The organism is uncultured Streptococcus sp. (assembly GCF_963516575.1).
Lineage (GTDB): Bacteria > Bacillota > Bacilli > Lactobacillales > Streptococcaceae > Streptococcus.
This window is the reverse complement of the sequence record NZ_CAUQCP010000017.1, coordinates 13866-38693: the sequence shown is the minus strand read 5'-3', so window position 1 is coordinate 38693 and position 24828 is coordinate 13866. Positions and strand designations below refer to the sequence as shown.

The following is a 24828-nucleotide window of genomic DNA, read 5'->3' as shown; positions in this document are numbered from 1 at the left end:
GACCACTAGAAGCCATTAAAGATCAATTCCCAAAATATCTATTAACAATGGATACGATTCAGCCAACAGCAAATTACAATGGTATTGAGAAGAAAAATATCATAGATTGGTTACTAGAAAAGTAGATATGTGCTGATCCCATAAATTGAAACACAAGAATAACACTCCTGTTAAGATTTAGCGAAACTATGAACAGGAGTATTTTGTTTTGACCGAAAAAGCTTATTCAGTAGAAACTAATTTAGCCTTCAATTGTGATTAATAGAAAAAGAGCTGTACAAATGCAGATTTCTGCTAACTTGTATAGCTCTTTTTAATTATAATCTGGTAATACTAGAAATGTAGAAATTCTTCTATGGACATTTTTTTATCATTTATAGAAATAGGTGAAGTAATAAGATTATCATTTATTCCAATAATTAGATTTTACTTATCCTCAACGGAAGCTTCTATTCCTAATATTTTGGATTCTACTTTTATTTCTGTACCACTTTTGACCGTGGCTTTAGCTTTTACTTCTCCCACTTTCATTGTATGATTGACAGTACACTTAAATTCAGAAACCCAATTTTGTAACTTGATTGAATGTTGAATTGAATATGTACTTGATTCTGAAACAGTTAAACTCCCTTCAAAAGTTGTTTTAAAATTTATAGGGATATGTACAGCCACTCCCGTAACTGGTGTAGGTGAAATCAATACTCCCAATGGAATCTCTAGACTCTTTATATCTTTTGATGTACTAAATCCTAAAGAACCTTCTGTAGTAAAACTCAATTCATTATTCATATCAAAATTCATAAAATCCATTTTAAAAATCCAAAAATTCAAATAAACAGCATCTAACCAAACCTTACCTGAAATATTAAATGACATCGTTCCTTTGATGTCACCCTTATTACCTAATGAGACTGATACAGGTTAAAAAAATCCTTCAAGTGAGGCACTTCTAAATAGACTTGTATCTGTATTTGATTCTTTTTTACAGTGACTCCTTTAGCTGGAATAAAAGTAGCACTACTAATATTAGATGACCAAGATTTTGTATTAATATTTTGTACAACCTCATACAATGATGGCACACTATATTCAATAACTGATTGATTATTAATAGTGCTAATTGAATTGATTTTGATAGCAAATTCAGAATACCTTAAAAATTATACTTACAGATAGTAATACTCTCACCAACAAATATTCAATCTAATTAAAGTTTAGTAATACATGTGTATACATATAACAAAGCAATTTTATAGTAGATGTACTAATTAACTATTTTCCTTTAATTTACTCACTATTGTAATGTCCCTTCTGCAATATCTAACATTATTAACACCAAATTAAACCACATCAAAACTTCCATGCTTCTTCATGTGAGATTCACCAATTCTTAAAATGATATTAGTCAGTAAAAAACAAACAATATTTATACCGATGAGCAAATAAAAATTTAAACTATAAAATTTATTGAAAAGAAGCATATCTCGTAAATAAATAATAGTATAGCTAACTGGAAATAAACTTCCAATAAATTTTACCAATTTTGGAGAAATAGATAAAGGGACTTTAGCACCGCTAAATGTATCTTGTGAGCCTTCTAATAATACATAAACTATAGTAGCATCTCTCATAACAATGCAAATACTACTCAAAAAGCTAGTCCAAATCCATGATGAAGTAATTAAAATAATGGTTGCTAATAAAATATGAAAGATCGATTTTAATGAAAAATCTATATAAGCAAAATTACCAATTACAAAAATAACCATAAAAAACCATGACTGACTAAAAATCGATGAAAATGTCCGGGCGTAAAGCCATAGAATTTTTTTCAGTGGAGCAATAAAAATCTGACTTAGAGTCCCCTGATAACGTTCTCCCCCCAGTCTCCAAGCACTCTGAAAAGCATTAGAAAAAATAATATAGGTACAGTATCCTATAAAAATAAAATAAAATAGCTGCTCCTCATTACTTAAGTCCAAAATTTTTAAATCTGAAATCGGAAATGCTCCTATATTATAATAAACCTGGAGTAGCGAAAAAATTGGCCATAATATCATTGAAAAAAAATAAAAAATATTGGTACTATCATTGAAGAGGGTTCTTCTCATTTCACTCCTAAATATGTTAAAAAAACAAAGCAACTCATCTCCTCTCTAAATGCAGAACTACATCTTCTAGTGAAGGCTCCGTGTGTTTTATTTCAATAATATCTATATTACTTTCGTATATAGTCTTTATTACACTTTGAACTTTATATTTTAGTAACGAAAATTTTATCAATGTAAGATTTTCTTCTTTCCTATACTCTAATTCTGGAAATAAATCTCTCAACCGTTTAATCTCCATTGAATTCCATTGAAATTGAGGTGCAAGTGTAATATGTATCTCTGGGGCTAATTCTAATTTGTCAAAAACTTCGTCTTTAGTACCAGAAATGATGATTTTACCTTTCTTTAAAAAATAGATATAATCACAGAGTTCTTCTGCCTCAGCCATATAATGTGTAGTTAATAAAATACCCGTATTCCGCTTAATCGCTATTTCCTTTAATTTTTTACGTAATTCATGAGCGACACTCACGTCTAAACCAAGAGTTGGTTCATCTAGGAATAAATACTCTGGATCATTTATTAGACCCTTTGCAATCTGTAAACGCTGTTTCATTCCCTTTGAGTATTTTTCTACAGGAATATCTTTACTGTTCCATAATCCTAATTCTATCAACAGTTTTTCTATTTTAGGTAATGCTTCCCTCTTTGAAATTCCGTACAAGGATGCAAAATATATCAAATTTTCAACTGCAGTCAATCTCCAGTATAAATTTTTCTCTCCCCCACTAATAATATTAATTTTTTTCCTTGTATTTTTTAAGTTTTCATTGATATCTACTCCATCAATTAAAATTATACCCGTATCATTCGTTAAAAGTGTTGTCAGCATTTTTATAAGTGTCGTTTTACCAGCACCATTTTCTCCCAGTACTCCAATAATTTTTCCTTTTGGTAAAGATAAGTTTACATTTACTATAGCTTTTTTTATTTGCTTTTCATACTGAAATAAGCCTGTTCTTTTTTTAAAAGTATAATTTTTTGATATATTAATTGCTTTTAACATAATTATCTCCTAAACTCAATATGAAATATAACTTACTATCTTTTGTTCAATTTTTTTATACACCAAAAGCCCTACAATAAAATATACTACCGAAATTAAAATACCTTGTAAAAAATCAAAATTATATATATTAAAATGAGAAGTATTAAAAAATAAGTTTCTAATAGCATCAAGCGAATGAGATAAAGGAATCATTTTACTAATTTTTTGCAAAAAACTAGGTAGCAATTCTTTTGGAAAGGTAATCCCTGAGACTAAAAAAATAATTAAAAACAATGTATTTTGGGTTATGAAAGTATCACGAAACCATAACATGATATTTGATAAAAGCGTTCCCATTGAGAAAGAAATCAACGATACATATAAAAAACAAATAATTAAATTTAATAATGAAATACTTTGCAAATTGGCACCTAAAAAAAACGCTATTGAATACGAAGAAAGAAATTCAAGAAAAGTCCTTCCTAATTGTTCAAAAAAGATTCCAAAATAGTACTTCACTATACTATACGGTGACACTAACGTGCTTTCTAAAGTACCTTCTCTAACTTCTGTTATTAATGCTCGACCTACATTCATTAAAATAGCTATTGATACATTATAAAAAATTAACCCAATTGCAGCATAACTAAAGTAATCTCTATACTCTATTACGTTATTTACCTGTATTTTATTATCAAATAAAAAATTAGACACTAACCAGAGTCCTAGAAGTTTAAATCCAATATCTAAAATACGATTAAAAAATAAAGTTATAGGAAAATATCTTACATACATTTGCCAATTTCTTCTTATAATAGCAGTCAGCATATTCACTCCTTATATTTTTACCAAAACTATAATTTTAATTATAGTACACTAAAACATTTTAGAGGATCTTTGAATTTAAAATTTTGTAATCAAGGCCTTTTTTTTCTAAATCTAAATATAAAGTATTTGTATTTTTTGAATTAGAAATAATCAACTTATGGTAGTCTGTTAAATTTGTAATATTTCCACTTATCACATCTGCTAAATTAAACCACTTACAATCCATTCCTGGTTCTAACATTGTTATCTCACCACAATTTTTAGCCTCAACCAGATAAAAGAAACATATGGCTTGACTAGTTTGTTGAATTTGAAAAGAAACGACACTTGACAAAGCTAATATTTCAACTTCTAATCCTGTTTCTTCAATTGTTTCACGCTTTACAGCTTTCAAGAGGTCTTCCCCAATATCTACATGACCACCTGGAGGAATCCAGATATTATGCACACTTGATGTAGGTGCATTTTTCTTAATAAGACATACTTCATCTTTATCTTCATTTAAAATAATGGCAGATACTTGAATCTTAATTAATGAATTACCATTCCCTTTCAATAATTCACTTATAAACCTAGAATATTTCCCAACTCTATTAAACTTTTTTTCTGGAATATCAATGCTAACTTTCTGTAATGATTCTCGTGTTCCCTCAATTTCTAATTCAAAATCTTGTTTATCAAAGTAAGTATTCCTATCCAAACAATATAAAATTGAATCTTTTTCTTTAATTAGTCTCTGTGTCTTTAGCAATCCCAAATAAAAGATTTTCTTTTTGGGGATTAAAACATTTAACTTTTGCTCTACCTTTTTAGGGAATTCTCCACGCAATACTGCTTCCATAAATTCTATTCGACTTATTAAAAAATCATTTTCTTCTGACTCAATTACGTCATTAATTGAAATTTTTCTCTTTATAGTTAGAATCAGATTATTCGCCTTTTCTCTGATTCTAAGAGTTATCCCCCTTTTTAAAAGTGAAAAATCTAAACTATCAAAATAGTAATTAAGCTGTTCTTGAATTATTGCACCTTCAAAGTGACTTTTACTAAGAGCGTAATACTCATCACTTGTAAGCAAATATTTCTTCTCAACTTCTACTGACACTTAAGTCCCCCCCTTTCTTTTTATTTAAATAATTATCACAAAATTCAATTAATTTTATTCTCTCGGATATAATTTCATTATAATAATCTAGAGTAATTCTCACGATGTATTTCTCTGGAAAATCTGATTTTAGTAATTCAAAAAGTAAAAACCTAATTGATTCTTGTAAACTTATCTCTACTATACCAGCTTCCAGAAACTTACTATATAAAATTTCAACTTCACAATTATTAAAATTAGTGTACAGAACTATATATTTAATCACTTCTACTTCTCTTACTCCGAGTCTTAAATATTCAAAATCAATTACACTAAAATTATTCGCAGTTATAATTACATTCGGTGGTCGTAAATCACCATGTATCATGCTAAAATGTTGACTGATTGCGTTGGTTTTATAATTAGGAAAACCAATACTTGTTTCTAAAAAAAAATTCTTATAATAATCAAGCTTTGCATAAAAATCTTTGAAAAATATAACCATTTCACTATACTCGATTCTCCGACTACTTGCCTCAACGAAGTATTGTACAAAAATTAGATATTTAAACACTCTTATATATATATTACCCTTGTTAGTTTTTATCAAATTCGGAGATAACTTATATTTTGCAAGTTCATTTTGAAATACTATAGTGTCAACCTTCGAAGATGAGAAAATTTTTAGCAAAATTTTGTTTCCTGTTTTACTATTTTTGAAAATATAGACGACATTCATATTTTCAAGTCGCTCAATAAATTTGATATCGCTTAGACCATAATATATATTTAATAAGAATTTCACACATAGTATCTTAAATTTCATTATTAATATTCAATATCACAAAAAAAGCAGAGAGGTGAACTGTAGATTATAAAACTTTAGAGCCATAAATACATTGTTAATTCAATACTAATAGTCTAGCATCAAGAATATATTTCATATTGATTTTTATTAGCTTTAACCATCCGTAATCCTGTTCAAATCTCTACTTTAAGAGTCAAGATATTAACGAAGAATTGTAGAAGCACTCAATTTAATATCTTTTACGATAGGTTTTTTATAAGCCATAATCCTCACCTCCTTTCAATATGAAAATTTAAAATTCTAGGATTTTTTTTGAATCAGATAATATTTTACTTATGCGTTCAGGTAAAATTGTATCTGACTCCAATTCAATCCTTAATTCTTCATAGTAAGAGCAATCCGTCAGATTATCAAAATATTTGAATAACCACTTTTTCTTGAACTGAGGTTTTCCTATTCTGGCTAAATATGTTGCAACTGACATTTGTAATGCCTCTAATGAGAGTATAAAGGCATCTAAAAAATTTTTTCCATGAAACATTTTAAATGCATCTTCATACAATGCTAGAAAAAGTTCATTATAATATTGAGCTGCAATTTTAGAAATAACATCAATTGTAGGTAATTCTATATCATTGAGATTGAATTGCTGACTCTTGTGACCTCGTTCTAGCCTGTAAAACAATTTTAAATCTTCATCTAGTCCTTTATACGCTAATCCATGCTTTGCAAACTTATCAATATTTTCTAATTTTTCTTTTAGATTATTTAATCCAATATATTCAATATCTACAGGGATGCCATTGAAAGAAAAATTTTTAAAATTTTTTTCTTCATCGCAAATACAATATGCATCAATATCAGATAAAGATGTACCTAAGCCATCCATTTCAGATTTCCAAATTACTATATTTTTTTCTGATACTAAATTTGATATTTCTTTAGTAATTAAAGTGTAGTCATTATTACACATATAAATTCTCCCTATCTTTTAATTTTTTATCTCTATAAGACCCTCAGAAACCAGTATTTCAATCATTTCATGTAAGTCTTGTCTAACTATATCTAAATTCTCATTATATAAATTCGATAAGTTAATAGCAATATCTTCCAAACTGTATTTTTCAATACTATTCCAAATATATAATGAAACATCGTTAAGCAAGAATGTTCGATCACTCAATAAATTTAGTAGAAAATCCTTATCTGACGACGAATGCAGTACTGCGGATAAACTTTTTTTATAGTTCAAAATTAAACCACCTCTAAAATGGAATTGAATTCTGTTCTATCAACTGTTTCTTTAAAACACCTAATAGAGTCATTATTTATTTTATCAAGTATAGTTTTGTACTCCTCAGTATTACTATGAAATCTATCTGCAAGGAGTATAAACAATAAATCCTGAGTATATGGAGTGAAATTATTGTTTATATATTCAATCTCATTGTTTAATCTTTTTGATACTTCTACAATATCCCAAGTAATAACACGATTAATTGCATCAGAAAATTCTTCTCGATAGCTTTTTAAACTTGAAGAGAAATCATGATTTAGAGATAAATCAACTTTTTTTAATAATCTACAGCTATCTAATAATTTTTCAGTTCGTTCTTTATCACGTTCCGAAATAAAGATTGAGTGAGTTTTTAATATTAAACTACCTGCTTTAACACCTAGCCAATGACTCATTAATGACAGTAATGAAGAGTAAATAAATAAATCAGAATTCGTATACTCCAATAAGTGAGAGCCTTTATATGTAAGCTCTACATTTAAACGCTCCTCTCTATAATAAAAATGTACGTAAAAAGTACAATCAATATTATTATTATCATTTGCCTTCATAAAGCAAATAGCATCTGGTGAAAAAATATCATCCTTTAAAAAACCATAACTTCTTTTTATTTGATTACCGTATAAAGTATACAAGCGTTCACCTACAGTATTTTGATAAAACCCATCATCTGAATATCTCAGGTACGCACTTTTATATTTTTTTAAAATATACGCATCTGTCCTGCCGCTTAAAGAAAATAATGTGTGCACAATATTATAATTTAATTCTGATTTACTAAACATCATATTAATGAGATTTCCATGAGATATCTCTACACTATTATTGAAAATTTCAATTTTATCAGAAATAGCTGAATAGGGTACTTTCTGCTTTTGAGATCCATTAAGTAACTCCTCTAAATAAAATATGTAAAAATCTAATATAGTTTCAAATTTCATTTTTATCTCCTAATATTCCTAGTGCAGATTGTAATAATCTTTCCTCAGATTCTCTACCATCTAATCGATAATATTCTAAATTATTTAAGTATCTAGCATATAATTCTTTGGCAATTTTTAAATTTTCTAAAGTTTCTTTAGGCGTTTGTTGCTCATTCCTTTTAATAACTCTACTAAAAGCTATCTTTGGCTCTATATCGATATACATTGTGATTTTAGGCTGTATAAGGAGCTCATGTAATCTATCTACCAAGGTGTTTGTAATTGATAAATTAGAATAAACTTTATTGCAAGTCATGTACCTATCAATAATTACATAATCATACTGTTCCAATGCTGGTTTTAAAATTTTTTCAGAAAAATAAACCATTTCTAATGCCCATAAACAGCCTCTAAAAATTTCGGAAAACTCTGCCCATCTATTTGTATTGTATTTACGACAAATAGAATCTAGTTCTTTAAAAAATATCTTAGATTGATTCAAAGGCAAAAAAATAGAATTACTTCCTAAATTTTTGGAAAGATTTTTGGATAATGTAGTCTTACCAGACCCATCAATACCGCATATATATATCAGTTTTCCGTTCGACATTCTTTTCCCTACTATACCTATAATTTTCTAGCTCTGTCTTAATTTTTTGAAAATCTGAGTCCATTAATAAATTTAAATTATGATTAAAAGTTTTATTTTTTCTTATAGATTCTTCTAAATCAATTATCTCACTAAAATTTTTAAATATTGAATCTGATTTGTTAAATATTGCCGTCTCATGAGGACTCATTTGAGATATCTCTTCTATTTTTTTAAAATTACGCTGGTATACATGTAAACTTCCTACATAATGATAATAGCATCCCAAGTCTACTCCAAGTTGATACGCTATATACTCTTGAAGCATTGTAAAAGAAAAAATATCATATGGTAGACCTAAAAAGATATCGTTTGATCTCATATTTGTAATAAGGTGTAGCTTATTATTTCGAATTAAAAATTCTAAAGAAAGAGTACATGGGATATCTTTACTTTCCTTACCAAGATCATCTGCACTATATAAGGGTATTACAGCACGCCGAGTTCCTGTATCATTCTTTAAAAGCTGGATTAAGTCATCAATTAGGGGTACTATTTTGGGACCGTATGCCCCTTGAAGTATTGAACCATCATCTGAAAACTTTGCCATACTCGGAGCATAATACTCGATTTCGGATAAATCATTGCTCCCTCGTAAATACCATAAAAATTCTCCTATGGCATAATAAAGTTTAAGATTCCTAGCAGAGTTCTCTAAAAATCGTCTTTTGGGCTCCGTTAGAACAATACTAACGCCAATTAATTCTTTTACTGCCATCCCTCTTGAAACAATATGTTGCCCATTATCTTCAAGCAATTTACATAACTTAACATATAGCGAATCAATATTATTTTCACATAGATTATTAGTAAGAATGGTTTTTGTTTTCATCTTTGAATATAATTCTTTCTGAAATAAAATAATTTTGAACTTTTTCTACATACTCTAATGAACAGTTAATTGAAATTCCTTTATGATTTGAAAAGACTTTAGCAATATCATTTAAATTATTCAGACCATTATAACTTAACAGAATAAATAAATAGTCTTTCTGCAATGAAAAATACGTATCATCTGAGTATCGATGCAATACTTGATATCCATTATCTTCTGTAATATCTATATCGTGACTAATTTTATATGCCATAAATTCCTCCATAAACAACTTCAATGAAAAAAATTTGATATTTTTTTCATTGAAGTTAAAAATTTGAATTCGGTTAATTATTTAGTTGCATTGCAACAGGCAAGCAAATCACTTGCTTTATTAACCAATTCTTTCAAAGTTAATTTTTTCATTTGATCACCTCCTTTCCATGAACTATAATTATTGGATTACATAAATAATAAATTAGCATCTCCAAACTCATAGAATAAATACTGCTCATCTATTGCATGTCGATATAAATTCATAATATTTTCCGTGCCAATTACTGCTGCTGATAACGCAAGGCGACTAGTCATTGAACCGTGAAAATTTGTAATTAATGCATCCGTGATTTTGAAGTTGTAACCTGGATATATATATAAATCAGTATAATTTTTTAATGGAGATACAATTTTAAAATTATCATACTCACAGCTTTCCAAAGTCCTTATAACAGTCGTACCCACGGCAAATATTTTGTTTCCATTTAATTTAGTATCTCGAATTAATTCTGCAGTTTCTTCTGGTATTTCGTAGTATTCTTTGAAAACGCTATGTTCTTCAATAAATTCTTCAAAAATTTTTGTATCAACTGATGCACAATTTAAAGTAATATATCCAATTTTTACGCCTTTTTTTCTTAAAGCTCTTAAAATTCTATTAGAAAAATGTCGGTTAGCAGCAGGATTTTCAAATGAACCTAATTTATTAGCAATTCCATTTTGATAATAAGCAATGGACCACTTTTTTCTCGTATAAATAGACCTTACAGCTTCACCATGTACTAGGAGATAATCATATAAGTCTTCTTGTGAACAATTAAAACTGCACAAAAATTCCTCACCATTAATATTTTTATCTACTGTAACATTTATTTTATCGCTAAGAAAAAATTTTTCTGATATGATTCCATCCTGTAAATCTGACCTAATTCTGATATAAATTACATAACCTTCTTCATTTTTTGTTTTTATATGAAACTTTACTTCCCCATATTTTTCAGAGTACGCATAAAATATAGGAGAGACTGTCTTACTATTATTTAGAATAATCAAATCTCCTGGATTAATGTAATTATGAAAATTCAAGATATAGTCATCAATAATTTTATCTGAATTTTTAAATCCAATAATCAATCTTGAACTATCTCGACTCCCTGACATAAGTTCTACTGGCTCCCGAGCAGCTAATTCAACCGGTAATTCATATTTCAATTTATTTGTGTCATTTAGCATGATTTCCTCTTTCTAACGTTAGACTAATAACATAGTCTGTAGTAACTTCTAATCTTTGACAAATATAATACAAAAGATATACTGAGGGATAAGAAGTATTATTCTCTATTCTAGATAATTGCTTCCGGCTACACAAATTCTTATAAATATATTTTTGAGTTAATCCTTTATTAAGTCTTAAATTCCTCAATACATAACCTATACCATCCATTTCTTCACATCCTTCAGATATCTTGATTTTATTATCAACTTTTCTTAAAAGTAAAACAAGACCCACATATGTCCCATTTGAATCACTAGAAAATATATACAGAAAATCAATGAAATTCTATTTTTTGCCACAGTATAATAAGGGTAACTAGTCTTATAAAAATTATTTTATCGTCATATCTGAGAGTTTATCAGCTATTTCATAAAAATCATCAATCTTTAGCTGAGACACATTTGTCACAATCATAAATAGCATATAGTTCTTGACATATAGTCTAATATATGAAAAAATACTTATTGGAGGTTGATAATATGACTGAAAAAATCAAAAACTGGGTTAATATTTGCGTTTTGAAAAATCAAGAAATTTTATTACTTAATAGACAGCACGATAATTTTCCTGGCTGGATTCCACCGGGGGGAAAAGTTGAATTCCCTGAAAGTTTTTTTGAAGCTGCACTACGGGAGCTTAAGGAAGAAACTGGACTCACTGCATTAAATCTTGAATTAAAGGGAATTTCAGGCTTTACTAATTCAATTGGTAATGAGAGATTTGTCTTCTATGACTTTTTATGTACTCAGTTTACTGGTGAACTAAGCACATCTGATGAAGGTGAGCCAAAATGGTGGAATCTAAAAGATATTGATAAAATACCAATGCAAGATGATATAAGAAAAAGGATACCGCTTTATTTAAGAAAAGGAAGCTTTGAAAGTATTAACTACTGGGATAATAATAAGAAATGCATTAGTGAAAACAAAACAATTTTATTTGACTAATATTCTCTACAGTATAATCAAATACAAAAGTCTCAATCCATTAGTAATTTTTGTATACTTTAGTACTCAATTTTATTGGTACTGAAGTATCGTTCAATTGATAACTTTTTCTCCCATTTTCCTTTAGCCGAGTTCAACAACACTAATATAATTTTCGTTTCTCATATTTATAACTAATTAGTGTGTGTACATATATTCATAAAATATCATTAATGTACTCTTACTTTTCAGCAATTCTAATTTTTCCAAATTAGAAGCTTTCAAAAAGTTCAGCATTTATTTTATAATGATAAATTGTAAAATATAGTACAACAAAAAAACTCATAGCGTTTCATGAGCCCACTGAAAAAGTCATCAAATTGATGGCTTTTTTGTTATACTAGAGATGAGGTGAAATGATGCTTGATAATCAGTTAACTATGGATGTCAGTCCTTATTCTAGTTTGTATGATATCGTAGTTCCTAAAACTCACTTTTTACGTCAGCTAACTGAACTCTGTGATTTTAGCTTTATTCATGATGAACTAGAAAAGAATTATCGTCCCGATTTTGGGTGTAAAGCTTATTCACCGATTATGATGTTCAAATATCTCTTGTTAAAAGATATTTGTAAGTTATCAGATGTCAATGTGGGGGGGGGACGTTCCTTGTCAGATATGGCCTTTAAATTTTTTCTTGGTCTAGCTCCTGAGGATTCTGTTATCGAGCCATCCTCACTGACAAAATTTAGAAAGCTAAGAATTAAAGATAACAATCTGCTTGATGTATTGATTCAAAAGTCTGTTCAAATTGCACTCGAATACAACTTGATTAAGAGTAAGATCCTCATTGTGGATGCGACTCACACCAAAGCTCATTATAATCACAAGCAGCCCCAAGAAATTCTTAGGGAGCGTTCAAAAGCTTTACGTAAAACGATTTATCAACATTCAGAAGCTATCAAAATAGAATTTCCAAAGAAACCTCAGGAAGATAACCTTAAAGCAGAGTTGACCTATACAGAGGAGTTAATGGCTGTGGTTGAAAAACACGAGGAACTCTTAGCCCTACCAGCTGTTTCTCAAAAGTTCAATTACCTAAAAGAAGCTGTTGAGGACGACTTAGAACATTTGGAAGCATCTGTTAAGGAGGAGGCTAGACTTGGACATAAGACAGCCGACACCTCTTTCTATGGATATAAAAGTCATATCGCTATGACGGATGAACGGATTATTACTGCTTGTGTGGTCACTTCTGGAGAACAAGGTGATGGGAAATATTTACCTGAGTTATATGCCAAAACAAAGGAAAATAGTCTGGACATCGAGACTATTATTGGTGATGCGGCTTATTCAGGAAAGGACAACATTCAACTAGCCCGCAAAGAAAAGATTCATTTGGTGTCAAAACTGAACCCTTCTGTTTTTCAAAAAGTTACCGTAAAGAAGAGGATGCGTTTGAATTTAATAAAGACGCAGGGCTATTTGTCTGTCCAGAAGGACACTTGGCTGTTCGCAAAGCAAGGACAGGGAAAAAATATCAAAATAAGAATCAAGTTGTCACTCATTACTTTGACATTGAAAAGTGCAAGAATTGTCTTTCCAAGGAAGGGTGTTATCAGGAGGGAGCAAAGTTTAAAACTTATTCATTGGCTATTAAGAGTAACGACCATCTTTTCCAGAAGAAATTTCAGGAAACACCTTATTTTAAAGAAATGGCCAGACATCGCTATAAAATCGAAGCGAAGAATGCCGAACTAAAACAGAGACATGGCTTTGATGTCGCGAGAGCATCGGGTCTTTTCAGCATGGAGTTACAGGCAGCCACAACCATCTTCGTGGTCAATATAAAACGAATTATGACCTTAATAAATACAAAATAACCGAGGAATTCGCTCAAATTAACGAGAGATTCCTCGGTTTTCATTTCATTAAAAGTAAGAGACCTATTTTTTCAGTGGGTTCGTCCTTCTACAACTGTATTATCCTCAACTTTTTACCTAAAAGCTCTGATAGAGGCTGGGCAAAAACTCAACTTAAGGAGAAAATAAAGCAAATTTTCTAACAATAAAACGCATAATATCAAGGATTTAACACTTGATACTATGCGTTTTCTAATTTTAAAGACTTTTTGCCCAGTCTTACCAAACTAGAATGGCCTTTGAAAAGTTGCCATTCATTAAACCAAATAAGTTCATCTGTAACAGGATGACGTTGAGTTAAGGTATTTCCTCTAACTATATTTTTATGAATAAGATAATATGCAGATTTATAGATGTCACTTCTACTAGTTAGCTTAGTACTAAAAATTTGTTCGTACCAATCTAAATAATAAAGAAACATACGTGAACGTGCTACTTCTAAATTATCTTCGAGAAATTCTATCCCATATATAGATGATAATGCAATCAATGATTTTGTCTTCCAACTTCTTTCATCATATTGCATATTACATGATAACAGCAGATAATTTTCTTTCTAAAATAGCTTGCAAAAATTTCCCATCTCCTGCAGAAGGTTCTAAAAATGTTGCAGAAATATCTTCACAAGTCTCTTTAATACCTGGAGTATCTAATATTTTCTGTACCATCCAGAATGGTATAAAAACCTCTCCATGCTTTTGAACACGCTTTTTTGATTTGATTAAATTCTCTTTCAAAGTCTACTCCTTAAAAACGTTTATCTTTTAAGATTATACCATTTTTTAATCTTATATCTAACTATTTCTAAAGGGGGTTGGGGATTCCCCCAAAAATTAAATCACCCAAAAAGTACATACACTATGTGTATACAAATTTTGGGAATGATTTTAGGAGTGTGTGTATACAGACTCTGAGCTCGCAAAGTCATATTATGAAAAATTTTTCCTTCTCGACAAAATAATCCAAAAAATCAATTTGACTGTCATTTGTGTGTACAAATATTTTAAGAAGATATATAAAAAACGCTGCAAAATTTTTAACAGCGTTTCCTTATTTTAAAATTCTCATATGTCTTTCTTTTTTATGGTTAGCATCGTAGTATTCCAGCATCGCATGATACAAACGAGCCTTCGTTTTATCTTGTTGTTTAATTCCATGAAGAAATAATTCTGCTCGCTTTAATTTCAATATGTATTCGCATATCTGATCGAAATCCTTATCCATATTACTTTTGAAAATAAACATCTTTTTCCTCCATCACATCAACTATTTTTTGCATCAAAATAGACATATCCATTTTGTTTTCATAGCTTATTCTCCCAACTACAGTTGCAAGACGGGCTATAGAATTGATATTCTTTCCGACTTGTTCCAACTCTTCTGTTAAAGGAACTAAACCTTCAAAAGAGACTTTTTGGATGTTCAAATCTGTTCGTATTAATTTTTGTCTAGCAAACTCAGAAAAATTACGAATATTTTCCTTCCTCATACAATCATTTAATTTTTTATTTTCTTCTTCCGTCAAAAACACCTGTTTCAACACAGATTTTATTCTCATGGTCCTATCACCTCGTTTTCTTATTTAGTCGTTTTACAAGTTCTTTCACTTGTTTACTTGTCTTCTTTTCATATTCTATCATCAGCTCAACGCAGTAGTGAAATATCCTTACATTATCCAAATCCTCACTTTGTTCTGCTATTCTTTCTAACTGACGTAAGTTATTGATAATTCTTCTAACTTGAAATATAAAGTCATGATAAGATTCAAAATCAAATTGAAGATAAATAGGCGAGCTCTTAAATAACATTTTTCTGGCATAAGAGGAAAAACTTAGATGATTTGTCATTTCAATCAAGTTATTCACTATTTCATTTTGCTCCTCAGTGATGTAACATTTCTTTAGAACAGTCCTATATCTACTCATTTATCATATACTTCTTTCGGGCATTTTCATGGGCAATAGCTTTGCACTCCAGCATACGTTCCTGCTTTAAATTCTCCATAGACTTAAATAAATACGCCAAAGGAGACGTCGCATCCTCAGGAATCCGTTCAATCATGCTAATAACTTCATCACTAGTTACATACCCACTAGCCAAATACTCGCCTATCTTCATCTTCTGAGCATGTGTTAAAGTGTAATTGTTAGGATACAAAAATCTATCATTGTACTTATAAGAAATGGATTCTAACAAAGAATAATATTTGGGTGGAATATAAGTTTCAGGCTTTCTAGAACTATTATCCAGTATATTCTCAATCTCTTTCTTATTCTTACTCTTGTTCTTAATCTCTTGCGTTACATTATCATTTTCATCCGTTACTGTAACGTTACAGTCTAAAACGAGTTGTGGCTCGCCTGTAATTAGTGCTTTTTGTTTTTGTCTATGACGAGCAACACGTTCCCTAGTTTGTTTTCTAATCTTTTCTAGTCCATCTATATTCTGATGTTTCTCCCATTTTGGAATGGTAATAGCGCCATCTATGATTTCTATCATGCCAAATTCTTCAAACATGCTGAGAGCTAATTTTACAGATGTAGCCTTTCGCCTAAACACTGTTGAAAGCATCTCTTCTGTGTAATAAACCTTGTTCCCTAGACTTAATATGCCACTATTATTTTGCTTTCCTGCAAGCACCAGAATTTTAAACCATATTACAATAAGAGTATCTCCTTCTGGCATTGATTCTATTAGCTGAATTTTTTCATCATCAAATATATCTGTTGTTATCTTGATCCACTGAACACCATTCATACGAGTACCTATCTTTCATATTGCTTCAACCATCGTGTTACTGCTCTTTTATCGTATAAAGTCACTCCATCAATCACCATGGTTGGCATTCCTTCTTTCGTCCATTTTTGGATTGTTGTCGTAGATACATCTAACCACCTAGACAAACCTGACATACGAACCATAGGTTTATAAAGTTCTTTATCTTCAAATACTCTTGCTACAGCATTTGAAATCATCTCATCATAGTGAGCACGTAATTGCTTCTCTAATTCTTTAGGAAGCTGGACAACTAAAGTAGTTTCCGACATAAATTCACACCTCATTTCTAAATTAAATAAGCTCCGAAACCATTTAATTTGTTATTCATTTTGAATTATATATCCTTTTTGAATTTTTGTCAAGCTTTTTTATTCAAAAAGAATAAAATGTGTTATAATGATAAAAAGGAGGTTCTTATGACGAATCATATTACTAAACTGATAGAAAATAGCGGAAAAAAATTGACAGAAATTAGCGAAGCTACAAATATAGCCTATCCTACACTTTCTGGATACAATCAAGGAATCCGCAAACCTAAAAAAGATAATGCTGAAAAATTAGCAAAATACTTTAATGTTTCCGTCGCTTACATTATGGGACTTGATAGCAACCCACACGCTCCATCAAATCTTAAAATTGTTACAGATAGTTTCAAAACATCTAAAATTGGTTCTGTGACACCTTTTAAAAGCGATATGGAGAAATTAAAGAAAAGTATCGAATTTGGAGAAAGGTCATTAACACTACCACTTGATGATAGTTTTTCAGATGAATTTCGTCACATATTCTCAGAATACCTAGCTGAGAAAAACAAACATTTTATGTCTGAGTTTATAGACTATATGAATCACCAAAATAAAGACTCTAAAGTTTGGCAGAGCTGGATTAAAACAGACGAATACGCTATCCGCCAAGAAGATAGAAAAAATAGATAGACACTCATTTCTCAATTACATAAGCTCCGAAAACTTAGATACGGAGAAAAAATGTCTATACACAAATACAAAACAAAAAAAGGAATCCTATACTATGTCAGCTTCTACATTGGCTTAGATGCTTACGGAAAGAAAAAAAGGCACTTAAAGAGAGGGTTCAAAACTAAAAAAGAGGCAAAATTGTACGAAGCTCGTTTAGAAGCTGGTGTCGTTGCTCCCACAGTAAATACCGACAAATCTAACCCCAAAGTAACTTATAAAGAACTTTATCAAGAATGGTTTAAGGCCTATGTTGGTACCGTCGAAGAAACAACTTCTTCCCAAACTAAGAATATCTATCGAATACATATTCTACCAATATTTGGCGATAAATTTATTGACCAAATCAGTCCTTTAGACTGTCAAAACTTTATTACTCAAAAATCTCAGACTTTCAAAAATATCAAACAGATAAAATCCTATACCTCAAAAATTTTTGATTTTGCAATCAACATGAACTACATTGATCGAAATCCAATGAAGAATGTTATCATGCCTAAAATCAAAAAAACTAGATCAGATAATTTTTGGTCTCTGGAGGAATTACATCATTTCCTTGATATAGTGAAAGAAACTGAGCCATTTAAACATTTTGCTCTTTTTAGACTTCTTGCATTTAGTGGACTTCGAAAAGGGGAGTTATACGCTTTAAAATGGGCTGATATTGACTTTGATAGCAAACTATTGAACATAGACAAAAGTCTAGGAAGAATTGACGGTAAAGCAATTGAAAAGAGCACAAAGAATGAATCTTCAGTTCGCACAATCTATCTTGATGATGAGACAATCGATATTATTAAGCAATGGAGAAATTTCTATCTGAAAGAACAATCTCTGTTGCCTCTTACAAAACTAAATATCAGTAACGAATATATGTTCTCTTACATATCAAGCAATGACAAAATTGAACCTTTGCATGCTGATTACATTAATAATGTACTGAATCGAATTATTAAAAAGCATAAATTAAAACCAATTAGCCCACATGGGTTTAGACATACACATGCAACACTTATGTCTGAAATTGGAATCGATCCTTCTAATACATCAAAACGTCTCGGTCATGCAAGCAGTCAGATGACATTAGATGTCTATACTCACACCACAAAAACTGGTGAGAAAAACTCTATTGACAAATTTGCAGATTATCTCAATAAAGCAAAATAGAATTATGATTTTTAAAATTTTGAAGAGGTTATCAGAAGGTTATCACAAAGCTATTCTAGCTCAAAAATCGACAAAAAAGCACTTTGCAAAATCTTTGCAAAGTGCTTTGAAACGTTGATATAATCGTATTGATTAACGTTTTGAGAATTGTGATGCTTTACGAGCTTTCTTAAGACCTGGTTTCTTACGTTCAACTTTACGTGAGTCACGTGTAAGAAGTCCTGCGCGTTTCAATGAATCGCGGAAGTCTGGGTCTACTTGAAGAAGGGCACGAGCGATACCGTGACGGATAGCTCCTGATTGACCAGCGTATCCACCACCTACAACGTTAACGAAAACGTCGTATGAATCTGCAGTTGAAGTAACTGCGAATGGTTGGTTGATTACAAGACGAAGGTCAGCGTGTGGGATGTACTCTTCAACATCTTTTTTGTTAACAGTGATTTTACCAGTTCCTGGAACAAGGCGAACGCGTGCAACAGCGTTTTTACGACGTCCAGTACCTGCATATTGTGCTTGTGACATACTTTATTGTTCCTTTCCTTAGATAAGTCCTGAAATATCAAGAACTTCTGGTTGTTGTGCAGCGTGAGTGTGCTCAGCTCCAACAAATACTTTCAACTTCATACCTTGAGCGCGTCCAAGAGTATTGTGTGGAAGCATACCTTTAACTGATTTCTCAATCAAACGTACTGCATTTTTAGAACGAAGTTCACCTGCAGAGATTTGTTTCAATCCACCTGGGTGGTTTGAGTGAGTGTAGTAGATCTTATCAGTTGCTTTTTTACCAGTCAATTTAACTTTTTCAGCATTGATAACAATCACAAAGTCACCTGTATCAGTGTGTGGTGTAAATGTTGGTTTGTTTTTTCCGCGAAGTACGCTAGCAACTACTGCAGAAAGACGTCCAAGTGGTACATCAGTTGCGTCAACTACGTACCATTTACGTTCAACTTGGCCTGGTTTAGCCATAAATGTTGTTTTGTTCATGATTTCTCCTATATATAGTTCGATTTTTGTTTACGGTGATGGGTGTTCCTTCCCATCGAAAAGTATTTGGAAGGTTCCGGGGCCTTTCAAATGGGGTAAACAATACCGCCTACTATAATACCAAATTTCACCCCTAAAAGTCAATAGATATGAAAAATATTTTTCTGAATTCCACTCTTTTTATCTCTAAAAAACCTCGCTTTCGCGAGGCTCTTCTATTTATAAGCTAAGGCACGTTTAAAGGTTTTCCATATTCCTAAATCATCTGTTTGCAGAACGAGACTAGCATACATACGCCCGATAAAGACTGTTGCTGTTACTGCAAAAGCAATCGTAATCGCAAGCGAAATCCATGCTTCTAACCCATTTGCATAGCCATTAATGGCTCTAAATGGCATGAAGAAGGTCGAAATAAAGGGAATATAAGAACCAATCTTCAAGATGAGATTATCACCAGCTGCACCTAGAGCTGTCACTCCAAAAAAACCACCCATAATCAAAATCATTAAAGGCGACAAGGCTTTTCCTGAATCCTCAGGACGAGAAACCATAGAACCTAGAAAGGCCGCCAAGACTACATACATAAAGAGACTGACCAAAATAAAGAGCAAGGTATTCAGTGAGAAAGCATCTCCCAAGTGATCCAAAACACCAGACTGAGCCAAGAAAGGCAAATCTTTAAAGAGCAGAATGGCTACCAGACCACCTACAACATAAATCCCAATATGCGTTAAAATTACCAGAAACAGAGCCATCATCCGCGCATAGAAATAGTGACTAGCCCTTATGCTAGAAAAGACGACTTCCATAATTTTGGTGCCTTTTTCACTGGCAACTTCCTGAGCTGTTACACCCGCATAGGTAATCAGGATCATATAAAGGAAGAATCCTAAGGCGCCTGCTGCCATGGTTTGAATAAACTTTTTATTTTCCTTGGCTTCATCAATCTTTTCTGTGAATTGAATTGTCTGCGCTAAGCGTTTTTCCTGCTCTTGAGACAAGGAGGCCGTTGAACGATTAAGCTGATTTTGCAGTTCATTGAGTGTACCTGTAACTGCAAATTTAATTCCATTTTCAAGCGATGTTTCGCCATGATAAACAGCCTTTAAGACACTATCTTCTTGGTCAATGGTCAAATAACCTTTTAACTTTTCATCTTTAATTGCTTCTTTGGCACTTGCTTCGTCTTTATAGTCAAAGTTAACACCATTTACATTCTTCAGTCCTTCTGCTACAGATGGCACTGTTGTCACTACTGCCACTTTATCATTTTTAGCCATTGAAGAGCCTTGGAGATAGGCAATTCCTACAGAGATTCCTAAAAAGAGGAACGGCGAAATCACCATAAAGAAGAAACTCCACGATTTGACATGTCGAAGATAGGTTTCCTTGATTACAACCCACATATTTCTCATACTTCCACCCCTGATTCTAGTTTAAAGATTTCATCGATTGTTGGCGCTTGTTGATCAAAGGTTGCGATATATTCCCCCTGAGTCAAGATTGGGAAGAGTTCCCTTCCAGCGCTCTCATCATCTAAAATTAATTTCCAACTGCCTTGTTTGGTCAAGCTCACCTGTTTGACATGAGGAAGGTTTTCCAATTCTTCCTTGCTTCGTTCACTTGAAACAAAAAGACGCGTTTTCCCGTATTGATTTCGGACATCCTGAACTGGTCCATGCAAGACCACACGGCCATCTCGAATCATCAGAATATCATCACAAAGCTCCTCGACGTTGGTCATGACATGGTCAGAAAAGATAATAGTTGCTCCGCGCTCTTTTTCCTGAAAAATGACTTGCTTGAGCAATTCAGTATTGACTGGGTCCAATCCACTGAAAGGCTCATCCAAGATAATCAAGTCTGGTTCATGAATCAGAGTAATAATGAGCTGAATCTTCTGCTGATTTCCTTTTGACAGACTCTTGATTTTATCAGTCAGCTTCCCTTTCACTTCCAACCTCTTCATCCATTGAGGAAGTTTTTCCTTGATTGCCTTAGCATCCATACCTTTTAGAGTCGCCAAGTAACGAACTTGTTCAAGGACTGTCAATTTAGGCATGAGACTGCGTTCTTCAGGCAGATAGCCAATCCGAGCGTAGGTCTCCTGACGAATATTCTGACCATCTAGACTGATTTCTCCTTGATATTCTAAAAACTTCAAAATACTATGGAAAATTGTTGTCTTCCCAGCACCATTTTTTCCGACTAATCCCAAAATACGACCTGGTCGCGCTTGAAAGTCAATGCCAAACAAAACTTGCTTGGATCCAAAACTTTTCTCTAGACTTCTTACTTCTAGCATCTTTCACCTCCGAAATGTCTTGCACTCATTATACTCCTTTTTGATAGCCTTTACAATGATTTATGTCCATTTTTATCATCCTCATTTTAGTAAAAAATCTTAGGGTACTTTGAGTTATGAGTACATTATACACTGGTAAACTCCAATTTATCTTCTCTGTTCCTCAACTGTCTATTTTTGATCCTGAATTGTTATGTGAAAAGAAAAAATCCACCCCGGAGGATGGATTGATATTTTAACGCACTTCTGCATTGACTTTTTCTTCAAGAGACGCTTGGATTTTTTCCATGTAGCGTGTGACTTCTTCGTCCGTTAAGCTATCTTCTGGATTTTGGAAAGTCAAGCTATAAGCCATTGACTTCATACCAAGTCCCAATTTTTCGCCTGAGAAGACGTCAAAGAGTTTGATATCTGTCAAACGTTTTACGCCTGCAGCTTGGATAGCATCTACAACTTCTTGATGAGTCACTTCTGCCTTGAGGAGAAGGGCAACGTCACGGCTGACTGCTGGGAATTTAGTAATTTCCACAAATGGATTTGCTGGTTGAAGGGCAGCTTCGATGGCTGAAAGATTAAGTTCCGCTACATACGTTTCTGGAATATCGTAAGCCTTAGCAGTGACTGGATGCACTTGGCCAAGGAAACCAAGAACTTGCTCACCGAGGGAAATCATAGCTGTACGACCTGGGTGGAGACTTGCAATTTCAGCTGTAGCTGTATAGGTCACTTCTAGTCCCAAGCGAGTAAAGAGCGCTTCTAGGATTCCCTTAGCATAGAAGAAATCAACTGGAACTGCTGCCGTTTGGAAATCTTTTTCAGCAACCAAGCCTGTCAAGGCAAAGGCAAAACTGTTAATCTCATTTGGAAGTTCTTCTTTTGGATTTCCTGTTTGTTCAAAGACTTTTCCAATCTCGTAAAGGGCCAAGTTTTTATTCTTACGAGCCACATTATAAGCCACCGTATCAAGGATACCTGAAATCATATTTTGACGGAGGACAGAACGGTCCACAGTCATTGGCCACATAAGTTCAGTAAGGTTACTTGGTTGAGCTGTGAACTCAACTGCTTTTTCAGGCGTTGTCAGAGCGTAGGTAATGATTTCTGTCAAACCTGCCCCTTCAGCAATCGTACGAACTTGACGGCGAAGTTTTTGTGTCGCAGTCAATTCACCAGCTGTTCCATCGTCTTTTGGAAGACTAGTTGGCAAGCGGTCATATCCATAGATACGAGCGATTTCTTCAAAGAGGTCTGCTTCGATGGTGATATCCCAACGACGACGTGGTACGCTGACTGTAAATGATTCTGCATTTCCAGAAAGGCCAAATCCAAGACGACGGAATACATCTTCGACATCAGCGTATGAAAGATCTGTTCCAAGGACACGGTTGACGTCTGCAAGGGTAGAAGAAACTTCCACATCAGAAGTATCAAGCTCACCTGCTGAAACGATGCCCTTACGAACCGTCGCACCAGCAAGTTCGGCAATCATACTAGCTGCCGCATCAAGAGCTTCATTGACTGTTGCCACGTTGATGCCTTTTTCAAAGCGAGAAGACGACTCAGAACGAAGATTCAAGCGACCGCTAGTCTTACGAATTGATTTGCCATTGAAAACTGCTGCTTCAAGGACAACACGACTAGAATTTTCAGAAATTTCTGTAGCCTCTCCACCCATGACACCTGCAAGAGCAACTGGCTTGTCTGCGACAGTAATGACTAGGTCATTCACGTCCAAGTCACGTTCTTCACCGTCCAAGGTCACCAATTTTTCACCAGCACGCGCTTCACGCACACGGATGTCAGTCCCTTCAAAGGTATCCAAGTCAAAGGCATGCATGGGTTGACCAAAGTAGAGCAGAATGTAGTTTGTCACATCTACTACGTTATTGATAGGACGGATGCCTTCATTCATGAGAAGATTTTGTAACCATTGTGGACTTGGTGCGATAGTCACATTGTCCAAGATACGGGCCGCATAGTAAGGGGCCTTGTCTGTTTCAATACCTACAGAAAGGGCGTCTACAGCAGCTTGGTCTGTTTCTGAAAGAGTAAATTCTTTAAAGTTGACTGCCTTGTCATAGATAGCTGCCACTTCGTGAGCTACCCCACGCATAGAAAGGGCATCCGCACGGTTTGGTGTAATAGAAAGTTCGATAATTTCATCATCCAAGTCTAGATATGAGAAGACTTCCTCACCTGGAACGGCGTCTTCAGGCAAGATTTGGATGCCATCTGCGAACTCCTTTGGTACAACTGAGTCAGAAATTCCCAGTTCACCAAGTGAACAGATCATCCCAAGTGACTCGAAACCACGGATTTTTCCTTTTTTGATTTTGTAGTTGTCAGCGATGCGAGCTCCTGGAAGAGCCACCATAACCTTGATGCCAGCACGCACATTTGGGGCACCACAAACGATTTGACGGGTTTCTTCTTCGCCAACGTTAACCTGACAAACATGGAGGTGAGTTTCTGGCACATCTTCGCAAGACAAGACCTCACCGACGACAATTTTTGAGAGACCAGCAGCAGGTGATTCCACACCTTCTACCTCGATCCCTGTAGTTGACATTTTTTCAGCCAACTCTTGTGATGGAACATCAATGTCCACCAATTCTTTTAACCATTTATAAGATACAAGCATAATTTAGTTCTCCAGAATGACAGTTGCCACTCTGGTTCTTTTCCTTTCCTATCATTTCAATAGAAGAATCAT

General features: G+C 32.9%; 26 protein-coding genes and 3 pseudogenes. 5 read left to right on the top strand and 24 right to left on the bottom strand.

The window, feature by feature from the left end:
* Nucleotides 1-125: pseudogene (locus tag RWM06_RS04405) on the top strand (ATP-binding protein); the annotation flags it as partial.
* A 301-nt stretch (nucleotides 126-426) separates the two neighbouring features.
* Here RWM06_RS04405 and RWM06_RS04400 read toward each other — a convergent pair.
* From RWM06_RS04400 to RWM06_RS09690, 14 genes are all read right to left on the bottom strand, one after another.
* On the bottom strand, nucleotides 427-876 hold the full coding sequence (locus tag RWM06_RS04400) for a hypothetical protein (protein ID WP_313970232.1): 450 nt from the start codon (nucleotides 874-876) through the stop codon (nucleotides 427-429).
* 464 nt (nucleotides 877-1340) lie between these two features.
* Nucleotides 1341-2111, bottom strand: a complete 771-nt coding sequence (locus RWM06_RS04395; protein WP_173875788.1) for an ABC transporter permease — start codon at nucleotides 2109-2111, stop codon at nucleotides 1341-1343.
* 34 nt (nucleotides 2112-2145) lie between these two features.
* A complete protein-coding gene (locus tag RWM06_RS04390) occupies nucleotides 2146-3117 on the bottom strand; it encodes an ABC transporter ATP-binding protein (protein ID WP_261009432.1) in 972 nt (323 codons plus the stop codon).
* 15 nt (nucleotides 3118-3132) lie between these two features.
* Nucleotides 3133-3927: an ABC transporter permease gene (locus RWM06_RS04385; protein ID WP_173875786.1), complete on the bottom strand. Its 795-nt coding sequence runs from the start codon at nucleotides 3925-3927 to the stop codon at nucleotides 3133-3135.
* A 58-nt stretch (nucleotides 3928-3985) separates the two neighbouring features.
* On the bottom strand, nucleotides 3986-5032 hold the full coding sequence (locus tag RWM06_RS04380; protein ID WP_261141582.1) for an NUDIX domain-containing protein: 1047 nt from the start codon (nucleotides 5030-5032) through the stop codon (nucleotides 3986-3988).
* The gene (locus RWM06_RS04375; RefSeq protein WP_173875784.1) at nucleotides 5016-5816 is read right to left on the bottom strand and encodes a phosphotransferase; all 801 of its coding nucleotides are present in this window, start codon (nucleotides 5814-5816) and stop codon (nucleotides 5016-5018) included. The genes RWM06_RS04380 and RWM06_RS04375 overlap by 17 nt, the downstream gene beginning before the upstream one ends.
* 295 nt (nucleotides 5817-6111) lie before the next feature.
* Nucleotides 6112-6792, bottom strand: coding sequence for a hypothetical protein (locus RWM06_RS04370; protein ID WP_084930093.1), 681 nt, complete (start codon nucleotides 6790-6792; stop codon nucleotides 6112-6114).
* An 18-nt stretch (nucleotides 6793-6810) separates the two neighbouring features.
* Complete coding sequence (locus RWM06_RS04365; protein ID WP_158086604.1) at nucleotides 6811-7071, bottom strand: PqqD family protein; 261 nt, start codon at nucleotides 7069-7071, stop codon at nucleotides 6811-6813.
* Between the two features lie 2 nt (nucleotides 7072-7073).
* Entirely contained in the window at nucleotides 7074-8057 is a 984-nt protein-coding gene (locus RWM06_RS04360) for a hypothetical protein (RefSeq protein ID WP_084930091.1), read from the bottom strand.
* Nucleotides 8047-8649, bottom strand: a complete 603-nt coding sequence (locus RWM06_RS04355) for a RuvB-like domain-containing protein (protein WP_084930090.1) — start codon at nucleotides 8647-8649, stop codon at nucleotides 8047-8049. Before RWM06_RS04355 ends, RWM06_RS04360 begins: the two co-directional genes overlap by 11 nt.
* Nucleotides 8612-9520: a thymidylate synthase gene (locus RWM06_RS04350; protein WP_084930089.1), complete on the bottom strand. Its 909-nt coding sequence runs from the start codon at nucleotides 9518-9520 to the stop codon at nucleotides 8612-8614. Before RWM06_RS04350 ends, RWM06_RS04355 begins: the two co-directional genes overlap by 38 nt.
* Complete coding sequence (locus RWM06_RS04345) at nucleotides 9495-9776, bottom strand: hypothetical protein (RefSeq protein WP_084930088.1); 282 nt, start codon at nucleotides 9774-9776, stop codon at nucleotides 9495-9497. Before RWM06_RS04345 ends, RWM06_RS04350 begins: the two co-directional genes overlap by 26 nt.
* 188 nt (nucleotides 9777-9964) lie before the next feature.
* A complete protein-coding gene (locus tag RWM06_RS04340) occupies nucleotides 9965-11011 on the bottom strand; it encodes an S-adenosylmethionine:tRNA ribosyltransferase-isomerase (RefSeq protein ID WP_173875783.1) in 1047 nt (348 codons plus the stop codon).
* The gene (locus RWM06_RS09690; RefSeq protein WP_368039306.1) at nucleotides 11001-11222 is read right to left on the bottom strand and encodes a helix-turn-helix domain-containing protein; all 222 of its coding nucleotides are present in this window, start codon (nucleotides 11220-11222) and stop codon (nucleotides 11001-11003) included. The genes RWM06_RS04340 and RWM06_RS09690 overlap by 11 nt, the downstream gene beginning before the upstream one ends.
* 311 nt (nucleotides 11223-11533) lie before the next feature.
* On the opposite strand from RWM06_RS09690, the gene RWM06_RS04335 reads away from it, so the two are divergent.
* Together RWM06_RS04335 and RWM06_RS04330 are read left to right on the top strand one after the other, a co-directional pair.
* Nucleotides 11534-12001 (top strand): 8-oxo-dGTP diphosphatase, encoded by a 468-nt coding sequence (locus RWM06_RS04335; RefSeq protein ID WP_084888180.1) that lies wholly within the window; start codon nucleotides 11534-11536, stop codon nucleotides 11999-12001.
* 398 nt (nucleotides 12002-12399) lie between these two features.
* Nucleotides 12400-13862 (top strand): annotated as a pseudogene (locus RWM06_RS04330) (IS1182 family transposase).
* A 256-nt stretch (nucleotides 13863-14118) separates the two neighbouring features.
* Here RWM06_RS04330 and RWM06_RS04325 read toward each other — a convergent pair.
* The 5 genes and pseudogenes from RWM06_RS04325 to RWM06_RS04300 all read right to left on the bottom strand — a co-directional run.
* Nucleotides 14119-14638 (bottom strand): annotated as a pseudogene (locus RWM06_RS04325) (methylase); the annotation flags it as partial.
* 313 nt (nucleotides 14639-14951) lie between these two features.
* Nucleotides 14952-15146 carry a hypothetical protein gene (locus RWM06_RS04320; RefSeq protein ID WP_000469564.1) on the bottom strand — a complete coding sequence of 65 codons (195 nt, stop codon included), beginning with the start codon at nucleotides 15144-15146 and terminating at the stop codon, nucleotides 14952-14954.
* Entirely contained in the window at nucleotides 15127-15459 is a 333-nt protein-coding gene (locus tag RWM06_RS04315; RefSeq protein ID WP_001220782.1) for a hypothetical protein, read from the bottom strand. The genes RWM06_RS04320 and RWM06_RS04315 overlap by 20 nt, the downstream gene beginning before the upstream one ends.
* 359 nt (nucleotides 15460-15818) lie before the next feature.
* On the bottom strand, nucleotides 15819-16658 hold the full coding sequence (locus tag RWM06_RS04305; RefSeq protein ID WP_001014727.1) for a phage replisome organizer N-terminal domain-containing protein: 840 nt from the start codon (nucleotides 16656-16658) through the stop codon (nucleotides 15819-15821).
* An 8-nt stretch (nucleotides 16659-16666) separates the two neighbouring features.
* A complete protein-coding gene (locus RWM06_RS04300; protein ID WP_000005472.1) occupies nucleotides 16667-16948 on the bottom strand; it encodes a hypothetical protein in 282 nt (93 codons plus the stop codon).
* A gap of 147 nt (nucleotides 16949-17095) precedes the next feature.
* On the opposite strand from RWM06_RS04300, the gene RWM06_RS04295 reads away from it, so the two are divergent.
* Entirely contained in the window at nucleotides 17096-17614 is a 519-nt protein-coding gene (locus RWM06_RS04295; protein ID WP_150922772.1) for a helix-turn-helix transcriptional regulator, read from the top strand.
* Between the two features lie 51 nt (nucleotides 17615-17665).
* On the top strand, nucleotides 17666-18820 hold the full coding sequence (locus RWM06_RS04290) for a site-specific integrase (RefSeq protein ID WP_313970231.1): 1155 nt from the start codon (nucleotides 17666-17668) through the stop codon (nucleotides 18818-18820).
* Nucleotides 18821-18952: 132 nt separating this feature from the next.
* On the opposite strand, the gene rpsI is transcribed toward RWM06_RS04290, so the two are convergent.
* The 5 genes from rpsI to pheT all read right to left on the bottom strand — a co-directional run bounded on the left by rpsI (nucleotide 18953) and on the right by pheT (nucleotide 24756).
* Nucleotides 18953-19345 (bottom strand): 30S ribosomal protein S9, encoded by a 393-nt coding sequence (rpsI, locus tag RWM06_RS04285; RefSeq protein WP_313970230.1) that lies wholly within the window; start codon nucleotides 19343-19345, stop codon nucleotides 18953-18955.
* A gap of 18 nt (nucleotides 19346-19363) precedes the next feature.
* Complete coding sequence (gene rplM, locus RWM06_RS04280) at nucleotides 19364-19810, bottom strand: 50S ribosomal protein L13 (protein WP_001044624.1); 447 nt, start codon at nucleotides 19808-19810, stop codon at nucleotides 19364-19366.
* A 215-nt stretch (nucleotides 19811-20025) separates the two neighbouring features.
* A complete protein-coding gene (locus RWM06_RS04275) occupies nucleotides 20026-21225 on the bottom strand; it encodes an ABC transporter permease (protein WP_313970229.1) in 1200 nt (399 codons plus the stop codon).
* Nucleotides 21222-22115, bottom strand: a complete 894-nt coding sequence (locus tag RWM06_RS04270) for an ABC transporter ATP-binding protein (protein WP_313970228.1) — start codon at nucleotides 22113-22115, stop codon at nucleotides 21222-21224. The genes RWM06_RS04275 and RWM06_RS04270 overlap by 4 nt, the downstream gene beginning before the upstream one ends.
* Nucleotides 22116-22350: 235 nt before the next feature.
* On the bottom strand, nucleotides 22351-24756 hold the full coding sequence (gene pheT, locus RWM06_RS04265; RefSeq protein WP_313970227.1) for a phenylalanine--tRNA ligase subunit beta: 2406 nt from the start codon (nucleotides 24754-24756) through the stop codon (nucleotides 22351-22353).
* Between the last annotated feature and the right edge of the window lie 72 nt (nucleotides 24757-24828).